This is a genomic window from Sporolactobacillus putidus, assembly GCF_014647035.1.
Taxonomy (GTDB): domain Bacteria; phylum Bacillota; class Bacilli; order Bacillales; family Sporolactobacillaceae; genus Sporolactobacillus; species Sporolactobacillus putidus.
Genome location: NZ_BMOK01000023.1, coordinates 1 through 16,987 on the forward strand (window position 1 = coordinate 1; position 16,987 = coordinate 16,987).

A 16,987-nucleotide genomic window follows, 5' to 3' on the forward strand; every position below is an offset into this window, starting at 1 on the left:
TCACTGCCAGGCAATAGGAAAACGAAGAGAGGCACTTCTCAGTCATTGAGAGGCGCCTCTCTTTTTCTATTTCATAATTTTGGGTATCAGGAGGTGTTCAACAAGTCCGGAAAAAAGGTAAAAAGGAGCTGCTAAAGAGATATTTCTCCAAAGTGGAACTTCGACGAAAAGCTACACGTCCTATGTACAACGTCGAAGTCACCGTGTCCTACGGGAGCACGTCCTATGCACAACGCAGAAGTCATTACATCTGTGAAGGTACGCGCAGATAGCTCAAAGCTTCATTTCCCTGACCTTCGATGCCCAGGACAGGCTAGTGTCAGGTATGCCATAGGACGTGGTGCTTTGCCTGACCTTGGTCCTTTTTGACCTCCTTTTTGAACAGACTCTATTAAGCAGGGAACTGAGATTAATGAAAAACTGTCTCAGAACAAAAAAGACGGGAACAGTATCTCCCATTTGTTAGCTGTCGTAAGATCAGCCCAAGGAAGAATCCTTACAGTAAGACAATGCATAGAAAAAATGCATTCGCACTATTACTTTTTGGTAAGCCAAATAAAGAGTTGGGAGGTTGATATTCTTTTAAATATGTATAAAATGTGGTTATTGAGTGATAAAATTGTTACATACTCATGTTTGCAAGACTTCCGGATTCATTGGTTCACCTATTGGTCTTGTTTACAGCATAGGATGTATAATTGATCTGGAATAAATAGGATCGTGAAGCTACTGCAGAGAGGGAGAAGAGGATAACCTTGAAAGTATCGCTTTTTACTACTTGTCTGGGCGAACTTTTTTATGTCGACGTACTTAAGGATGTCACGGAGGTTCTTGAGAGATTAGGGTGTGAAGTGGATGTCCCGGATGGCCAGGTCTGCTGTGGGCAGCCAGCTTATAACAGCGGTTACAAAACAGATGCGAGCGGGCCGGCCAAGCAAATGATCAAGGCATTTGAGCATGCCGATTACATTGTATGCCCGTCAGGTTCATGCGCCGCCATGTTTCATGAATATCCTAAAATCTTTAAAGATGAGCCGGTATGGCGCGGGAAGGCAGAGGAAATAGCAAAGAAAACGTATGAGTTCACTCAATTCATTGTCCATGTGCTTGGAGTTGTCGATGTGGGTGCCGAGTACCACGCGAGGGCGACTCTCCACACATCGTGCCATATGACCCGGCTTCTCGGAGAGCGGGAATCACACTATGAACTGCTTCGCCATGTAAAGGGACTGGAATTGGTTAATCTGCCGAACAACTACGACTGTTGCGGTTTTGGAGGTACTTTTTCCGTGAAGATGTCGCCGATATCCGAACAGATGGTTGATGAAAAGATCCGTCATATCGAAGAAACCAAGGCGGAAGTTGTGATCGGGGCCGACGCTAGCTGCCTGATGAATATTGGCGGCCGGATCAGCCGAGAGGGGAAAAAAATCAAAGTCATGCATATTGCACAAATTTTGAACAGCCTGAGGAAAGAGGGGGAAGAAAACCATGCCGATGAAAGTCGGAAATCAACCATTTTTTGAAGCCGTTGATCAGGCGATTCATAATTCCTTCATGGTCAACGCGGTTTCTTCCGCTCAGGACGGGCTTCGTGACCGAAAGATCCGGGCGACGGTCGGAGATGAGACGCTTGGCGACTGGGAAGACTGGCGGAATGCCGGAGAAGAGATACGGGCCCATACACTGAATCATCTGGATTTCTATTTAAAACAATTGAGCGACAACTTTGCGGCAAGAGGAGGTCACGTTTTCTTTGCGGAAACGGCTGAAGAAGCGCGCGAGTATATAAAAAAAGTCGTCAGACAGAAAAAAGCGAAACATGTGGTCAAAGCCAAGTCCATGGTCACAGAGGAAATTAGCCTTAATGAAGCACTTGAGGAAGAAGGCTGCGATGTCCTGGAGACCGATCTTGCGGAATTCATTTTGCAGGTTGATCAGGACAGACCGTCACATATTGTTGTTCCGTCGGTCCATAAAAACAGGCAGCAAGTCCGTGATGCATTCCGGAAACTGGGATATACTGGGACAGATGAACCAAGGGAACTGGCCGGTTTTGCGAGGAAAACGCTTCGCAGCAAATTTTTGAATGCGGACGTTGGTATAACCGGATGCAATTTTGCAGTTGCCGATACGGGGAGCATCTGTCTTGTGACCAATGAAGGAAATGCCAACATGGTCACAACGTTACCGGAAACGCAGATTACGGTGATGGGCATGGAACGTCTGGTGCCGACACGAAAGGAACTGGATATCCTGGTCACTCTGCTTTGCCGTAGTTCCGTCGGACAGCGTCTGACAACGTACGTGACGGACATCACCCCGGGAGACCAAACGGATACGGTTGACAGTCCGAAAGATTATCACCTGGTTGTCGTGAACGCGGGACGCTCGAATGCACTCGGCACGGATTTTCAGGCGGCGCTGCACTGTATTCGCTGTGCGGCTTGTATTAACGTCTGTCCGGTCTACCGTCATATCGGCGGTCAAGCATATGGTTCAATCTATCCTGGGCCGATAGGAGCCGTCCTTTCCCCGATTTTAGGCGGTTACAGAGAGTACGGGAAGCTTCCTTATGCTTCCAGCCTGTGTGCGGCCTGTACCGAGGCCTGCCCGGTCAGGATTCCACTTCATGAATTGCTGATCAAACATCGGCAGAAATATGTGGAAGGCGGCGGAGAGCCTCCGATAAGCGAAAAAGCCGCCATGAAAGGGTTTGGAATCGGTGCGGGATCGCCGTTCATCTATAAGGTGGGGATGAAAACAGCTCCGATTATCCTTAAACCGATGGTTCATGACGGGGAAATCACCAAGGGTCCCGGTCCGATGAAACCATGGACCCGCGGTCGTAATTTGCCGGCTCCAAGCCGTGAAAATTTCCGAGAATGGTTTAAGAAGCATAAAACATCAAAACTTCTTAAAGCGGCTCAGGGTAAAGGGACGGGTGAGTCTTTATGAAAGGGACGATTGAGAATCGCGATGCTTTTCTTAGCCATATTGCGGATAAACTCCATCGCGCACCGGAAGAGACTGTTGCTGTACCGGAATGGAAATATCAGCCTCAGTGGAATGTTTATAAAGGAAGCTCGCAGGACGAGCTTGTGGCTGTGATGAAGAACGCATGCGAATCCATTCATACAAAAGTCTATGAAACGAACTCGGATCAATTGGCAGAGACTCTGGAAAAGGTGATTGCCGACTACGGTTCCGGATCCGTCATTGCCACTAATGATGACCGATTTTCCAAGTTTGGTCTTGATGAAGTGATGAAGAAAAATCATGTCTACACCTGGAATGTTTCGGAAGGGCATCGAAATATTGAGATTGCATCCCAGGCAAATATTGGCCTGTCAATATGCGATGTGATGCTGGCGGAATCGGCAACTGCCGGCCTCTTCAATGATAAGAACAAGGCAAGAAGTGTCAGCCTTCTTCCGGTGACTTCTATTGTGATTGTTCCTGAGAGTCTGATCGTGCCCCGAATAACACAGGCCATGCAGATGGTTGAAGAAAAAGTGAAAGCCGGTGAAGAGATCTCGACTTACATCAACTATATTTCGGGACCGAGCAACAGCGCCGACATCGAGATGAGACTCGTTGTCGGTGTTCACGGACCGGTCAAAGTGGCCTATATCGTCGTCAAAGACTTGTAATCGATTTTGAAAGCGGCAGTTCCGATTGACGGAGCTGTCCTTTTTTTCAGGAATGACACTGTTCGAAATGTTCTACAAAAAAGGGGACAAGTTTGATATAGTTAAGTAAATGCTTAAGATTTTGGCGAAAAAATAAAGAAGGGTACTTTTATAAGGGGTGCTTAGATGAAAGTTGCTTACTTAGGGCCGAGCGGAACTTTTTCGGAGGAGGCCGCTGTGCGCTTATTCAGCGATGCGGATACGTTTTTGCCGCAGGAATCGATGGACGATGTGCTGCAAGCCGTAAGCTGCGCGGACGTTGACAAAGGCGTGGTTCCGATTGAAAATTCAATTGCGGGAACGATCGATACGAGCATTGATGGTCTGCTCACTTACCGACTTTTTATAGAAGCGGACGTCATTTTTCCTATTTCACTTAATCTGATCGGCACGGATCATTGCAGTCTTGATACAATCCGGCGTGTCGTGTCTATCACGCCGGCTCTTGAACAATGCCGTGCATTAATCAGAGATAAAGGCTGGGCATGTGACAGGGTCGGAAGTACGGCCATTGCTGCCAAAGTGGTCATGGAGCGTAATCAGCCGGAATGTGCCGCCATCGCTTCAAAATGTGTTGCTGATATTTACGGGCTGAAATTGATTGCATCAGATATTCAGGACAACAAAAGGAATCATACACGTTTCATTATAATCAGCCGCAACAGTCACTTGCATCAACATCAAAAGAAAACCATGCTTCTTGTTACTCCGGCGACCGAGCACGTCGGGATGCTCGCTTCCATATTGAATGTTTTTGCTACGCTCTCAATCAATTTGTCATGGATCGAGTCGCGGCCGACAGGTGAAAAGCTGGGAGAGTACCGTTTTTTTATTGAAACAGAAGCAGGGTACGGAAGCGATCCAATGAATAAAGCGATAATGATTCTTCGGACATTTGGACATGAGGTTGACATACTGGGCAGCTACAGCACAAAGATCATTTAAAGCCGGTGTTTTTATCCAGTTTTATTGTTTCCCAGCTATTAAGAAATTATATCGAACATTCCATAAAAAAGGGCAGATTCACTCGCGAATCTGCCCTGTGCCTTTCACAATATATTTGATTGTTGTCAGCGCGGGCAGTCCCATTGGCCCACGCGCGTGAAGTTTCTGTGTGCTGATGCCGATTTCCGCGCCAAAACCGAAAGCCTCTCCGTCGGTAAATCGGGTTGATGCGTTGTGATAAATGGCCGATGCATCCACATATTGAAAAAAACGTTCGACATGGTCCGGTGATTCGGATACGATTGCTTCAGAATGTTTTGTTCCGTACCGATTAATGTGACGAATCGCTTCGTCCACATCTTTCACTGTTTTTATGGCAACGATCTTATCTAGATATTCCGCAGACCAATCTTCCTCATCCGCCAACGGAAATTCCGGATACCTGGCTGCCAGAGATGGATCGATTCGGCATTCGACGCCTGCAGACCTCAGTGAATCAATCAGGAGACCGCCATAACCGGTCAACCATTTTTCATGGACAATGATGGTCTCTATGGCATTGCAGACGGATGGACGCTGTGTTTTAGCGTTGAGCGCGATAGCGACTGCCATTTCCGGATTGGCGCTCTCATCAATATACAGGTGACAGTTACCGGCCCCGGTTTCGATGACGGGAATGGTCGACTTGCTGATGACGGTCTGAATCAATTTTTTGCTGCCGCGCGGGATCAGTACGTCAATCAGGCCATGCAGTTTGAAAAAACGATCGGCCGTCTCATGGCTGACATCTTCAAGCAGCTGGACACTGTCTCCGGGAAGTTTTGATTCGATCAAAGCGTGATGGATCACTGAAACTAGAGCCTTGTTGGACTCAAGAGCGGAACCGCTGCCCCGGAGATAGACGGCGTTACCTGTTTTCAGGCAGAGCCCGGCTGCATCGACGGTTACATTTGGCCGCGCCTCATAAACCATGCCCACAACACCAAGGGGTACGCGGATTTTTTGAATGTGCAGACCGTTCGGCCGATCCCATTTCTCAACGCAGTCGCCAATTGGATCGTCAAGTCCGGCGAGATGATCCAATGCGTCTGCCATGGAACCGATCCGCTCTTCATTCAGGAGGAGCCGGTCAATCAGCGAGTCCGACATTCCTCTTGCTTTTGCATGATCGACATCTTCCATGTTTGCCGCGAGAATTACCGGGCAGTTCTTACGAAGCTCGCGGGAAATGGCGCGTAATGCCCGGTTTTTTTGTTCCGTTGATTTCGCGGCAAGCTTGCCGGAAGCCTGTTTGGCTTTCTCGGCTTTAAGAAACAGCTCATCTTTTTCAATCATTCGATTCATCATCTATCTCTTCCCTTCTGCTGTAATCGGATGGATCGACGCGGTCCAAGGGACCCAGTTGTTACGATGGACGACCTCCGGGTGATCGTTTTGAGCCAGATTCATGGCCTTGCTGCTTGGCATGCGTTTGATTTCATTTAATTCATCGGCTGAATAATTAACCTGCCCTTTTCCAAGAATACGTTGATTACGGTCAACGATCTGAATCACTTCACCGGAAAGAAAATGTCCGCTGATCTGTTTGACACCGGCTGGGAGCAGGCTCTTTCCATCGATCATCAGGGCCCGCACGGCACCATCGTCAATCTCAATTTTGCCGGAAATCGGGGAGTGAAGCGCAATCCACTGTTCAGATACGTTGAGCGATGGTTTCAAACCTGTGGAACCGATATAGGTGCCGTCGCCCTTACCATCAATGATTTTTACCAGTTTGTCGGCGCCCTTCCCTTTACCAATAAAAGTACGGACACCGAGCGAAAGGGCGGTTCTGGCTGCCAGAATTTTGGATTTCATACCGCCCGTGCCCACCTTTGATCCCGAAGCGTCGCTTGTTTCAAACAAAAGCTCATCGGGAAGTTCATCCAGAAAGTCATATCGTTTGGCTCCGGGATATTTATGCGGATTCTTATCGTAAAGCCCGTTGACATCGGTGAGAATGGCGAGAAAATCCGCGTGAATCAGCCCGCTGACCAATGCGGAAAGCATGTCGTTATCACCAAAGGTCAATTCTTCCAGTGAAATCGAGTCGTTTTCATTAATGATCGGAATAACAGATCGTTTCAATAATTCGGATAGTGCCGAACTGGCGTGACTCATCTGTTCCCGCCGCTCGAAATCCTGCCGGGCAAGAAGCAGCTGAGCGATGGTCATTCCACACCCGCGAAAAGCTTCAGCGTAATGATTGAGCAGCATCACCTGTCCGACCGCCGCTGCCGCCTGCTTGCCGGCAATTGTAACCGGCCTGGCGGGATAGCCAAGCCCCTGGTAGCCTGCGGCAACAGCCCCTGAAGAGACGAGAATAATCTCGTGGCCGGTGCTTTTCAGCCGGGCAATAGCATTCACATGATCATTCAGTTTTTCCTGATCCAGTTTTCCATGAACATCAGTCAGTGAGCTGCTGCCGATTTTGACGACAATCCGTTTAGCGTCCATTATCCGGTTCCTTTCGAATAAAAAAGCCACTCTCCATCCTTTCTAAAAGGACGGGGAGTGGCTTTGCCCGCGGTACCACCTTTGTTAGCACGGGTTATGCCCCACGCTCTCTCTCATCTTCGTAACGTGAAGAAAGACGGTCCGGTTATTGGCCGGACAGCTCCAGGGGCAGGTTCAGCAGGAAAAAAGCGGCGGCATCTTTCAGCCAATGGACACCGTTCTCTTACGCTCTTTCTTTGCTTACTAATCCCTCTCAACGCTCTATGTAAGTAACATAAATTATATTCGAAATTAAAATAGATGTCAATAGATTGTCATTCCACTTGTATTCGCCTATATGATACAATCAGTCTTTTCAAGAGGTAAAATCGGTTCTTTCAAGTTAATTTGTGAGCGGAATCTTTTGCAGCCGTAACAGGGAGTGTTAGAATAAAACAGAACAATCGGACGGGGAGGTCATCTCTTTCTTCTTACAGGGGAAAACGCTTCGTTTATTTTCAGGAAGACCGAAAAGTTTCTGAGAACGGAACACCGGTACAGGTTCGTTGATTTTATTGATGATATAAAATAAAATCTTAATAATAGTGTATAAAATTAGGTGGATGAATATGGATCATTTGGATGTGAAAATTATCGGTTCACTGATGGAGGATGCCCGTATGACATGGGCTGAACTGGCATCGAAAGTAGGCCTTTCTGCGCCGGCAGCGGCTGATCGCGTCAATCGTTTAGTAAAGAAGGGCCTGATAAAAAAATTCGGCATTCTTATGGATCCTGAACGGGCAGGACTCTATTGTACCGCTTTTATCGCTGTATCACTCGAAAACCCGGCACATCGTGAACAGTTTCTGGAGAAAGTGATAGGACTCAGTGTTGTGCAAGAGTGCCATCATGTAGCGGGCGATTATGACTATTTGTTAAAGGTACGCTGCCGCAACACAAAGGCGCTGGACCATATCGTCAGCTTTGAACTGAAAAGCATGCCGGGTATCGTGCGGACAAGAACAACAATAGTATTGGACACATTGAAAGAAACAGAAGAGATCCCTCTGCTGCCGGAACTGCTTAACAGTAAAGAAAGAGATGACGTGTAAGAAATTGCGTAATATATCCTGATGACTTTGAACCCCCACTTTATTAGAGGTGAAGCGTGTGACAAAATATAAAGTGTATCATTTTGATGAAAAGATAGAGCGAAAGGGTACCGCTTCTGTCAAATGGGATGAGGTTGACCGGCTTTATCACGCGGAAGGCCTCCTTCCGATGTGGGTGGCCGATATGGATTTTCGCGTTCCCGATGAAGTGACTGATGCGCTGAAGGGCAGGGTGGACCACGGTATTTACGGCTACTCGGCCCGTTCAGAAAGCTATCTTTCAGCCGTGCAAAAGTGGATGAGAGAGCGGCACAGCTGGGAGATTGACAAGGACTGGCTCTGCCACAGTCCCGGAGTAGTCACGGCACTGAATCTCATTGTCGACGGTTTTACAAAACCTGGAGATAAAGTGCTGATTCAGCCGCCGGTTTACCCTCCCTTTAGAAAATCGGTTCACAATCAGGGCCGGGAACTTGTCACGAGTGCGCTGGTGTATGATAACGGAAAATATACGATGAATTTTACCGATCTGGAACAAAAAATGTCCGATCCATCGGTCAAAATGATGATACTATGCTCTCCGCACAATCCGGTCGGCCGCGTCTGGACAAAAGATGAACTTTCCCGGGTGGCTGAGCTTTCTCATAAACATCATGTTCTAGTCATATCCGACGAAATTCACGGGGATCTGGTTTTCAACGGAAAAGAGCATCTTCCTTTTGCGAATCTGTCTGAAGAAGCGGCAAACCACTCCATTATCTGCACGGCACCGAGTAAAACATTCAATCTGGCCGGTTTGCAGATTTCGAATATCATCATCCCCAATCCCTCGCTGAGACGGATCTATCTCAGTCAGCTTCAGCGCTTCAGCTTAAATGAACCGAACGCTTTGGGCGCCGCAGCCGCGGAAGCCGCCTATCGCGAAGGCGGGGATTGGCTCAGTCAGTGTCTGGATTACATAAAAGTAAACGCGGACTATGTCGCCGATTTTCTGAGAAACAGTATTCCTGAATTGACAATGGTTCCGCTTGAAGGCACTTACCTTGGGTGGATCGACTGCCGGAAACTCTGCCTCGACAAATTGCAGCTGCAGAATCTGATGCTGAAAAAAGCGAAAATTGCCTTCAATCAGGGCTATACATTTGGCAATGAAGGCGAAGGATTTGTCCGCATCAATCTCGCCTGTCCGCATTCATTGATTGAGCAGGCGATGAGGCAGCTTCACAGGGCAATTCAAAGCCTGAAAAATTAACAAATGCAACGCGTCCGTATTTATCAGAATAATAAGCATTTTCATCCGGTCTTTCAGCTCAAGGTATGTGGCTGTTTCGCCAAGAGATACACGGGAAGGATGATTGTCCAGGCATAAGGAATCGCAGATGAGAGAATCATAACGATCAGTCCGCCTTTTTCGGGACAAATCGCGGCGTAAAGAGAGCCTGCGGCACCGATCAGACCGCCCGCCATCGCCAGATATCCAAGCCACGAAGGATAATACTTTTTTTGCTTCATTAAAAAGCCAAGAATGAAAATTCCTGACCAGACTAAAATTATAGTTATATAGCCTAATAACAAATTAAAAGTAAAAAGTGATAGAATGACAGTCTGAACGGCGAAATCCGGACGCTTGCTGAACACGTCCATCAAAAAGGGAAGAGCGCTCAGCTCGGTCGTTAGGAAGAGCACCCACAACGATAGAGCGGTGATGAAAAAAATTTCTGCTGTGCGGGATTCTGCCTCAATGATCCTTTCTAATTCAGCCAGACCGCCGATCCATAGGATGACACCGCCGATCATGACGGCGTGATCCCATGTCCATATCGAACAATCGGCCATTTTTTGTATTGCGGTTTGCCCGTCCCACGGGTTATAAATGACCGGATGGAGCAGCGTCGTGATTCCGGTAAGCAGAGCACCGAATAATAAGATCCAGGCAACGTTTTTCGCTGACATTTCACCACCTCCTTTTCGACCTTTCTACTATCTTAACCATTGGCAGTTTATTTTAATCGGACAGCATGCCGCAGCTGTCCTTTGAATAGAAGAAAACTGAGACTGTTCATTTATTAAAACGCTTACAAAACGATGGGATGAATAGATAACGGGGGCGTACAACGGACATGACCAAACTTGGCAGAGGAGGAGCAGTAGTGGATTACATTGAAGCGGGGACAAAAAAATATTGGAAGGCAAGCAGTGCTCTTTTTGCCGGCGGATTTATCACTTTTGCCATCCTATACAGCACTCAGCCGCTACTTCCGGTTTTTTCCCAGCGTTTCCATGTCTCTCCTGAATATTCCAGTTTGGCATTATCATCAACAACCGGGGTACTCTCTTTCGCTTTATTGATCGCAGCCGTTGTCTCTGATCGCTTCGGTCGAAAAAACATCATGACCTGTTCTCTTGTTTTATCGTCTGCAGCTGCAATCGGGACTGCATTCAGTCCGAACTTTCTTTCGCTGCTCGTGCTTCGTACAATGCAAGGCGTGGTTCTGGCAGGTATGCCTTCCATTGCCATGGCCTATGTCAGTGAAGAATTTCATGAGAGAAGTCTGGGTGCGGCAATGGGGCTCTATGTCAGCGGAACAACGGTAGGGGGGATGTTTGGAAGAATCGTTGTGGGCATGGTTTCGGACTTCTTTTCTTGGAGGGCTGCTCTTATTTGCGTAGGGCTGATCAGTTTCCTGTTCAGTTTATGGTTCTGGGCGGGGCTGCCGGAACCTGAACACTTTAAAATAAAGAATGGTTCATTTTCTGGCATTTTTCAACCCTTTGCCCGGCATTTAAAAACGCTCCGGCTGGTCTGTCTTTTTGGAATCGGCTTTTTGCTGATGGGCGGGTTCGTCACTTTATTTAATTACATGGGTTTCCTGCTCATGCGTCCGCCTTTCAATCTGACTCAGACGGAGGTAGGCTGGATGTTTGCCGTCTATGTCTTTGGCACGTTCAGTTCGACATGGATGGGAAAATTAGCAGATACAAAAGGCAAAGGACTCGTTTTACTGATCGGTATGAGTATCATGATGATCGGGGTGTTGTGCACGCTTGTTCCGTCTTTGATGATTAAAATTATTGGCGTGGCCCTTTATGTCTTTGGTTTTTTCGGGAGCCACTCCATTGCCAGCGGCTGGGTCGGCAGTATTGCTCTGCACGATAGGGCACAGGCCGCGTCTTTATATTTGTTTTTTTATTATGCGGGTTCCAGCATACTTGGCACTTTTGGCGGGGTGCTTTGGCAGTATAGCCGTTGGCCCGGGGTTGTCACCATGATTGTGCTCTGCATTTTTCTTGCTTTCGGATTGGAGACATTGCTCCTGCGTTCGGGGAATCACAGCCGATGAGTTTAAGGCACCTGCTGAATTTTCATGGCGACCCAGTTCCATTTCATTCTGTTGGGACCATCGGGCCGTTTGTTGAAGACAAACCTTGCAAAAAAAATTTATTATTCATATAAAATGCGATATATTGGTTTTATGGAGAAAAAAATGATGAACAAAATTGATCGTCAGACACTGAGTGAAAAAATCTATATCGAAATGAAAAAAGCGATTGTGGACATGTATTTCAAACCTGGCGAACGGCTGAACGATGGGCAACTGGCAGCTCAGTTCGGCGTAAGCAGAACGCCGGTGAGGGAGGCGTTTAAGAGACTTGAAGATGAGGGGCTGATCGAATCAGTTCCAGGTTCAATGACGCGGGTCGCTAATATCAGTACAGAAGAAGCACGCCATGCATTTTCTGTTGTCGCGGCTCTTCATGCGCTTGCAGCAAGACTGGCCGTTCCCAATTTGGCCAAAAAGGATTTGGAGGATATGATCCGGTCGAATGAAGAATTGAGAGCCGCTTTAGATGCGCGTGATGCGGCAAAAGCGATACAAACGGATACCCGTTTTCACCAAGTGATCATCGATCGGGCAGCAAATCCGGAAATAAACGATACACTTGAGAGAATCACGCCGAAAATTCTGCGGCTTGAACGCGCCCGATTTCTCTCGTCAGGCAGTGAATCGATTTGTCAACATGAGGCAATTATCCGTGCCTGCAAAAAAGGAGCTGTCGAAGAGGCGATGGCGCTTGTTGAAAAAAACTGGCTGACTTTGAGTGAGTGGGCATCCCGGTGAATGAAAGGGCTCACCGGGATGCAAGTTTATAACCTAAAATTTTGGAAGAAGAATAGACTTTCTGTTCAAAAACCAATATATTGGTTTATCGCATTTACTCAAATTCAAAGGAGTGAATCCGTTGCGTTCGATTTTTTTTGGCGTAGCCGCCGCATTTTTCTTTGCGGTAACTTTCATAGTGAACCGTGCCATGGCGCTATCCGGAGGGAATTGGATCTGGAGCGGTTCCTTGCGGTATTTCTTTATGGTCCCTTTTTTGCTCCTTATCGTAGGGTTTAGAAGAAATCTAGGTCCGCTCATTAAGGAGCTCTTGCATCATCCTTTGCCCTGGCTGGCTTGGAGTACAGTCGGGTTTGGTTTGTTTTATGCGCCGCTGTGTTTTGCGGCAAACTATGGTCCCGGATGGCTCATCGCCGGAACGTGGCAATTGACGATTATATGCGGCTCGCTTCTGTCTCCTCTGTTTTTTGAGACGATTCAGACGGATCACGGGCCTCTGAAGATTCGGGGAAGAATACCACTTAGGGGATTGTTGATGTCACTGATTATTCTGGCCGGGGTCGTCCTGATGCAATGGGGTCAGGCAAGACACACTATAACAGAAGCAGCTATAGTCAGTATGGTTTCAATCCTTGTGGCTGCGTTTTCTTATCCGCTGGGTAACCGAAAAATGATGGCCTACACAGGAAGAAAATGGGACACTTTTCAACGGGTGCTCGGGATGACCTTGGCCAGTATGCCTTTCTGGCTGGCTCTATCGGTTTGGGGGATCTTTACAGACGGTCTTCCAAGTTTTGATCAAACTTTACAGTCGGTCATTGTTGCGATCAGTTCCGGAGTCATTGCAACTGTTCTTTTTTTCTACGCAACAGAGCTGACAAGAGGAGACATACGTAGACTGGCCGCAGTGGAAGCGACACAATCGATGGAAGTCGTATTTACACTTTTGGGGGAGCTGATCCTGCTTGGCAGCCCTATTCCGCCCTGGCCGGGCTGGCTGGGTATGGCCTTTGTCATTGTAGGGATGATCTTGCACAGCTATGTTTCCCAAAAGGGGTATCTTCATAAAAAGCGTAGAGAAAGAGCGGCAGAACAATAAAAAAGTTAGAATCGGATCATACGATTCATATCTGAAACCACAAATTAGTACCTGATAATAATATCTGATATAATATTATCGATAAGGAGATGGACAAATCATGAAATCAAAAGCGAAAATAACGGCAATCGGCGCTTATGTTCCGGATAAAAGGTTAACGAACAAAGATATGGAAAAACTCGTTGATACGTCAAATGAGTGGATTGTCCGCAGAACCGGAATAAAAGAAAGGAGGATATTGCCGGAAGATCAATTCACCAGTGATCTGGCATTTGGCGCTGTCCGCAATTTGCTTGACAGATATGAGACAGCCCTGGACGACATTGACTTAGTTATTGTCTCGACATCCACGCCTGATTATGGTTTTCCGAGTGTTGCCGCCCAGGTGCAGGCTAAGTTCCTCACAGAAAAAGCCGGAGCTTTCGACCTCAACGCGACCTGTTCAGGATTTGAATATGCGCTGCATGTTGCGAATGGGCTGGTCACGAGCGGACTGAATCAAAGAATATTGGTGGTTGCGGCGGATGCCATGTCAAAAGTAACAGACTACACGGATCGGACGACATGTATCCTCCTTGGAGACGGAGCAGGGGCCGCAGTGGTCGAGTACGATGAAGAGAATCCCGGCTTTTTCGGCTCATTTATGGGTGCGGAAGGCGGCATGGGTAAGGCGCTTTACAGAACGGGGCTATCATCGGTGATGAACGGTGAAAAATTGTCCGGTGCCGGGAAAATGGTGCAAAATGGGCGTGAAGTCTATAAATGGGCGGTTCAAATCGTCACAGACGGAGTCCTGCAATTAGCGGAAAAAAGCGGTTATACCCTCCAGAAAATAAACTGGTTTGTCCCTCACAGCGCAAATCTGAGAATGATCGAATCGATCAGTGAACGGCTTAATTTTCCTATGGAAAAAGTGCTTTACAGTCTGGAATACTATGGGAACACCTCCTCAGCTTCCATTCCGCTTGCTCTTTCTGATGCGCTGAAAGAAGGAAAGATTAAAAAGGGTGACCGCATTCTTCTGTATGGCTTTGGCGGGGGACTGGTTCATTGCGGTCAAGTAATCAGCTGCACATTTTAAATACGATAAAAAATGATGCCTGATTTAATGATAGAGGCAAAGATAAATTTTTTATCATCGGTATCTCGTAATTGGTCAAAAAAGAATGAAGAAAACGAATACTTTTATAAGTGTGATGAGAGTCACATTTATTAATCTGAGATTCATCACTGACTGGGAACTTTTCCGTTTTCTTTTCGTATAGTTAATTAATCTGATTGTTAAGACAAAAAACAGGGAGAAATGAGAACAGATGATGAAAAAAATGATGGCTGCGTTTCTTGCTCTTGCGCTGATTTTCACCCCGGCAGGAAATTTTGTGTTTCACCTTGCTGACAATCCCGTCAGCGCCAAGGGGTATCACTCAGGGATTAAGTCATTCAATACGACTAAAAGCGGAGGAACACGCTCACTCTTTCAGAACCGGCAGCAGGGAACGAGGCAAAATCCTGTGGCGAGCGCTACAAGGAGTTTTACAAGCGGGGGTTTCATGCGCGGTCTGATTTTCGGAGGTTTGTCGGGTCTCCTTTTTGGAAGCCTGCTTTCACATTTTGGTGGGTTTGGCATGATTGCCGGATTTTTGTTTAATGTGCTTGTTATCATCGCCATCATCGCTTTGGTTCGCTATTTGGTTGTCGGCTTAATGAATCGTTCCAGAAGAGACAAAAACGAGGGGTCCGATCCATGGAAGAGATAATGATTCCTGAACAGGACATTGTGAATGCGATCTGCTTGTTTCTGGCAAATAAAAAGGGGATTGCACCTGAAGATGTCCAGGTGGAACTCATGTATGATGATGACTACGGGTTTTCAGCCGAGGCTTATGTTCAGGGAAGAAAACAGGTTCTGGTTGAATCAAACATGATTGAAGCGGTGCGTTTCTGGCTGGATACCGAGATGCAGAGAGATCCGTTTGGGGCATCGCTCCGCTTGTTACTGGACGATGAGCAAGGCATTGTGGTCTCTTACAAGGAATGAACACGGTAAAATCCGACCGGCCGGCAGTGTTCTTGCTCTTTCTATGCCGATTCGCTTCGCCTTTTTATGATATAAAAAAGTCCCTTCTTAAGCTTGCAAGAAGGGATTTTTCCATATCTCTGTTTTCACTCGGCACGGGGAAAAGTTAATGTGAAAGTGGTTCCTTCATTTTCCATGCTGTCAACTTTTATTTTCCCGTTATGGTTTCTGATGATCGTATAAGTGATCATCAGCCCGAGGCCGGTTCCAGACTCTTTGGTTGTGAAAAACGATTTTCCTAATTTTCCAAGAATGTTCTTGGGAATTCCGTGGCCCGTATCCTTGATCAATACCTGTTCCTGCTGTCCTGTTGTTGAAAGCACAACTGTAACTATCCGGTTTTCCGGTGTCGCCTCGATGGCGTTCTTTACAAGATTGACAAACACTTGTTTCAACTGAGTCTTATCGCCGTTTATCCGATGGGGACAGCCATCCGCCTGTATTTCCAACTTCAGATTTTTCTTGGCGGCTTGTGTTTCAAAGAGAAACAGTGTTTCTTTGGCGATCGTCAGCAGATCCTGAGTGATAAAGCGTTCTGCATTCGGTTTGGTGAAATATAAGAGTTCATTGGCAATCCGCTCAATCTGCTCAACTTCCCCCATTATGATGTTAATATATTCTTTATTGATAACGGGTTCATTCTGAAGCAGCTGCAGAAATCCCTTGATAGAAGTAAGAGGATTTCTGACTTCATGAAGAATACCTGCGGACAGTTCGCCGATTACTGAAAGTTTTTCAGACTGCATCATGCTTCTTTCTGCAGCCTTCCGATTGCTGACATCACGAAGAGTCAGCTGAATCAGTGCCGTTTCCTGGTCGTAAAGAGGATTTATGGCGATTTCTACAGGTTTTGGATTGCCGGTTTCTGAAATAATCGATACGCTGACGATTGAATGATCCGAGTCCTTGAAAATATTTTGGCTGATGGTCTTATGAAGAAGTGTTAAATCCTCAGGACGCATGAAGAGAGCAATGGACAGTCCATCAAGAGATGCCTGAACATCGTTCGAAAGCAGTTTATTTGCCGCCCGATTTGCGAAAATAATTTTATCTTTCTGAATAATGATGACGGCATCCAGAATGTTTTCCAGAATTTGTTCAAAATCGAGCTGTGAGACTACTGATTTACCATTACTATTCATTTCCATGCCTCCTAACAAAATCATAGGTTCAATCACTTAGTTTGTAAACACATATGGTTAATTTAGTAAATAATTTATGTGAAATTAATTTTCTTATGTCAGTTATTGATTAAAAGACTTAGTTTTTGATTCATTAACGAGTAAATTTATGAATTTTGTCATCGGTTTATTTTTTTTTAACAATCAAAGGACTGTTCAATTGAAAATCGGCCGACATTCATCAATTTATTTGTTATAATGATAAATGTTAACTTATTATTTATGATGGTTAACAGATGCGCTTTGTTGGGACAGTATTTATCATAAGCGGACATAAGAAGG

At 46.4% G+C, this 16,987-nt stretch carries 16 protein-coding genes and 1 other annotated feature; of the genes, 12 read left to right on the forward strand and 4 right to left on the reverse strand.

The genetic code is table 11. From position 1 onward, the window contains the following. The first annotated feature begins 755 nt into the window (after positions 1–755). The 4 genes from IEX81_RS16075 to pheA all read left to right on the forward strand — a co-directional run bounded on the left by IEX81_RS16075 (position 756) and on the right by pheA (position 4,637). A complete protein-coding gene (locus tag IEX81_RS16075) occupies positions 756–1,526 on the forward strand; it encodes a (Fe-S)-binding protein (RefSeq protein ID WP_188805164.1) in 771 nt (256 codons plus the stop codon). After that, positions 1,492–2,958, forward strand: coding sequence for a LutB/LldF family L-lactate oxidation iron-sulfur protein (locus IEX81_RS16080; protein ID WP_188805166.1), 1,467 nt, complete (start codon positions 1,492–1,494; stop codon positions 2,956–2,958). The genes IEX81_RS16075 and IEX81_RS16080 overlap by 35 nt, the downstream gene beginning before the upstream one ends. After that, complete coding sequence (locus IEX81_RS16085; protein WP_188805168.1) at positions 2,955–3,653, forward strand: LutC/YkgG family protein; 699 nt, start codon at positions 2,955–2,957, stop codon at positions 3,651–3,653. Before IEX81_RS16080 ends, IEX81_RS16085 begins: the two co-directional genes overlap by 4 nt. Before the next feature lie 165 nt (positions 3,654–3,818). Beyond that, positions 3,819–4,637 carry a prephenate dehydratase gene (gene pheA, locus IEX81_RS16090; protein WP_188805170.1) on the forward strand — a complete coding sequence of 273 codons (819 nt, stop codon included), beginning with the start codon at positions 3,819–3,821 and terminating at the stop codon, positions 4,635–4,637. 78 nt (positions 4,638–4,715) lie between these two features. Here pheA and IEX81_RS16095 read toward each other — a convergent pair whose 3' ends face one another. Both IEX81_RS16095 and proB read right to left on the reverse strand, forming a co-directional pair. After that, positions 4,716–5,981, reverse strand: coding sequence for a glutamate-5-semialdehyde dehydrogenase (locus tag IEX81_RS16095; RefSeq protein ID WP_188805172.1), 1,266 nt, complete (start codon positions 5,979–5,981; stop codon positions 4,716–4,718). A 3-nt stretch (positions 5,982–5,984) separates the two neighbouring features. After that, positions 5,985–7,133 (reverse strand): glutamate 5-kinase, encoded by a 1,149-nt coding sequence (gene proB / locus IEX81_RS16100; protein WP_188805175.1) that lies wholly within the window; start codon positions 7,131–7,133, stop codon positions 5,985–5,987. Between the two features lie 43 nt (positions 7,134–7,176). Next, positions 7,177–7,399: a binding site (T-box leader), on the reverse strand. Between the two features lie 342 nt (positions 7,400–7,741). On the opposite strand from proB, the gene IEX81_RS16105 reads away from it, so the two are divergent. Beyond that, the gene (locus IEX81_RS16105) at positions 7,742–8,227 is read left to right on the forward strand and encodes an Lrp/AsnC family transcriptional regulator (RefSeq protein ID WP_188805176.1); all 486 of its coding nucleotides are present in this window, start codon (positions 7,742–7,744) and stop codon (positions 8,225–8,227) included. Positions 8,228–8,285: 58 nt separating this feature from the next. Continuing rightward, entirely contained in the window at positions 8,286–9,479 is a 1,194-nt protein-coding gene (locus IEX81_RS16110; protein WP_229727659.1) for a MalY/PatB family protein, read from the forward strand. A gap of 53 nt (positions 9,480–9,532) precedes the next feature. Here the strand turns inward: IEX81_RS16110 and IEX81_RS16115 are convergent, their stop codons facing one another. Further along, positions 9,533–10,180, reverse strand: coding sequence for a hypothetical protein (locus tag IEX81_RS16115; RefSeq protein ID WP_188805178.1), 648 nt, complete (start codon positions 10,178–10,180; stop codon positions 9,533–9,535). Between the two features lie 197 nt (positions 10,181–10,377). Here IEX81_RS16115 and IEX81_RS16120 point away from each other — a divergent pair, with 197 nt between their 5' ends. From IEX81_RS16120 to IEX81_RS16145, 6 genes are all read left to right on the forward strand, one after another. Then, positions 10,378–11,568, forward strand: coding sequence for an MFS transporter (locus IEX81_RS16120; RefSeq protein WP_188805181.1), 1,191 nt, complete (start codon positions 10,378–10,380; stop codon positions 11,566–11,568). Positions 11,569–11,700: 132 nt separating this feature from the next. Next, complete coding sequence (locus IEX81_RS16125) at positions 11,701–12,348, forward strand: GntR family transcriptional regulator (protein ID WP_188805183.1); 648 nt, start codon at positions 11,701–11,703, stop codon at positions 12,346–12,348. Between the two features lie 121 nt (positions 12,349–12,469). Continuing rightward, positions 12,470–13,447, forward strand: a complete 978-nt coding sequence (locus IEX81_RS16130) for a DMT family transporter (RefSeq protein WP_188805186.1) — start codon at positions 12,470–12,472, stop codon at positions 13,445–13,447. Between the two features lie 100 nt (positions 13,448–13,547). Next, positions 13,548–14,528: a ketoacyl-ACP synthase III gene (locus tag IEX81_RS16135; RefSeq protein ID WP_188805189.1), complete on the forward strand. Its 981-nt coding sequence runs from the start codon at positions 13,548–13,550 to the stop codon at positions 14,526–14,528. A 232-nt stretch (positions 14,529–14,760) separates the two neighbouring features. Then, complete coding sequence (locus IEX81_RS16140; protein WP_188805191.1) at positions 14,761–15,204, forward strand: hypothetical protein; 444 nt, start codon at positions 14,761–14,763, stop codon at positions 15,202–15,204. After that, positions 15,192–15,485 carry a YxcD family protein gene (locus IEX81_RS16145; RefSeq protein WP_188805193.1) on the forward strand — a complete coding sequence of 98 codons (294 nt, stop codon included), beginning with the start codon at positions 15,192–15,194 and terminating at the stop codon, positions 15,483–15,485. The genes IEX81_RS16140 and IEX81_RS16145 overlap by 13 nt, the downstream gene beginning before the upstream one ends. Before the next feature lie 125 nt (positions 15,486–15,610). Here the strand turns inward: IEX81_RS16145 and IEX81_RS16150 are convergent, their stop codons facing one another. Continuing rightward, positions 15,611–16,666 carry an ATP-binding protein gene (locus IEX81_RS16150; protein WP_188805195.1) on the reverse strand — a complete coding sequence of 352 codons (1,056 nt, stop codon included), beginning with the start codon at positions 16,664–16,666 and terminating at the stop codon, positions 15,611–15,613. Positions 16,667–16,987 lie beyond the last annotated feature (321 nt).

Excerpts from the sequence above, each read along its gene's own strand:
- IEX81_RS16080 (WP_188805166.1), top strand. The coding sequence starts at position 1,492 with ATGCCGATGAAAGTCGGAAATCAACCATTTTTTGAAGCCGTTGATCAG.
- IEX81_RS16085 (WP_188805168.1), top strand. The coding sequence starts at position 2,955 with ATGAAAGGGACGATTGAGAATCGCGATGCTTTTCTTAGCCATATTGCG.
- pheA (WP_188805170.1), top strand. The coding sequence starts at position 3,819 with ATGAAAGTTGCTTACTTAGGGCCGAGCGGAACTTTTTCGGAGGAGGCC.
- IEX81_RS16095 (WP_188805172.1), bottom strand. The coding sequence starts at position 5,981 with ATGAATCGAATGATTGAAAAAGATGAGCTGTTTCTTAAAGCCGAGAAA.
- proB (WP_188805175.1), bottom strand. The coding sequence starts at position 7,133 with ATGGACGCTAAACGGATTGTCGTCAAAATCGGCAGCAGCTCACTGACT.
- IEX81_RS16105 (WP_188805176.1), top strand. The coding sequence starts at position 7,742 with ATGGATCATTTGGATGTGAAAATTATCGGTTCACTGATGGAGGATGCC.
- IEX81_RS16115 (WP_188805178.1), bottom strand. The coding sequence starts at position 10,180 with ATGTCAGCGAAAAACGTTGCCTGGATCTTATTATTCGGTGCTCTGCTT.
- IEX81_RS16125 (WP_188805183.1), top strand. The coding sequence starts at position 11,701 with ATGGAGAAAAAAATGATGAACAAAATTGATCGTCAGACACTGAGTGAA.
- IEX81_RS16135 (WP_188805189.1), top strand. The coding sequence starts at position 13,548 with ATGAAATCAAAAGCGAAAATAACGGCAATCGGCGCTTATGTTCCGGAT.
- IEX81_RS16140 (WP_188805191.1), top strand. The coding sequence starts at position 14,761 with ATGATGAAAAAAATGATGGCTGCGTTTCTTGCTCTTGCGCTGATTTTC.
- IEX81_RS16145 (WP_188805193.1), top strand. The coding sequence starts at position 15,192 with ATGGAAGAGATAATGATTCCTGAACAGGACATTGTGAATGCGATCTGC.
- IEX81_RS16150 (WP_188805195.1), bottom strand. The coding sequence starts at position 16,666 with ATGAATAGTAATGGTAAATCAGTAGTCTCACAGCTCGATTTTGAACAA.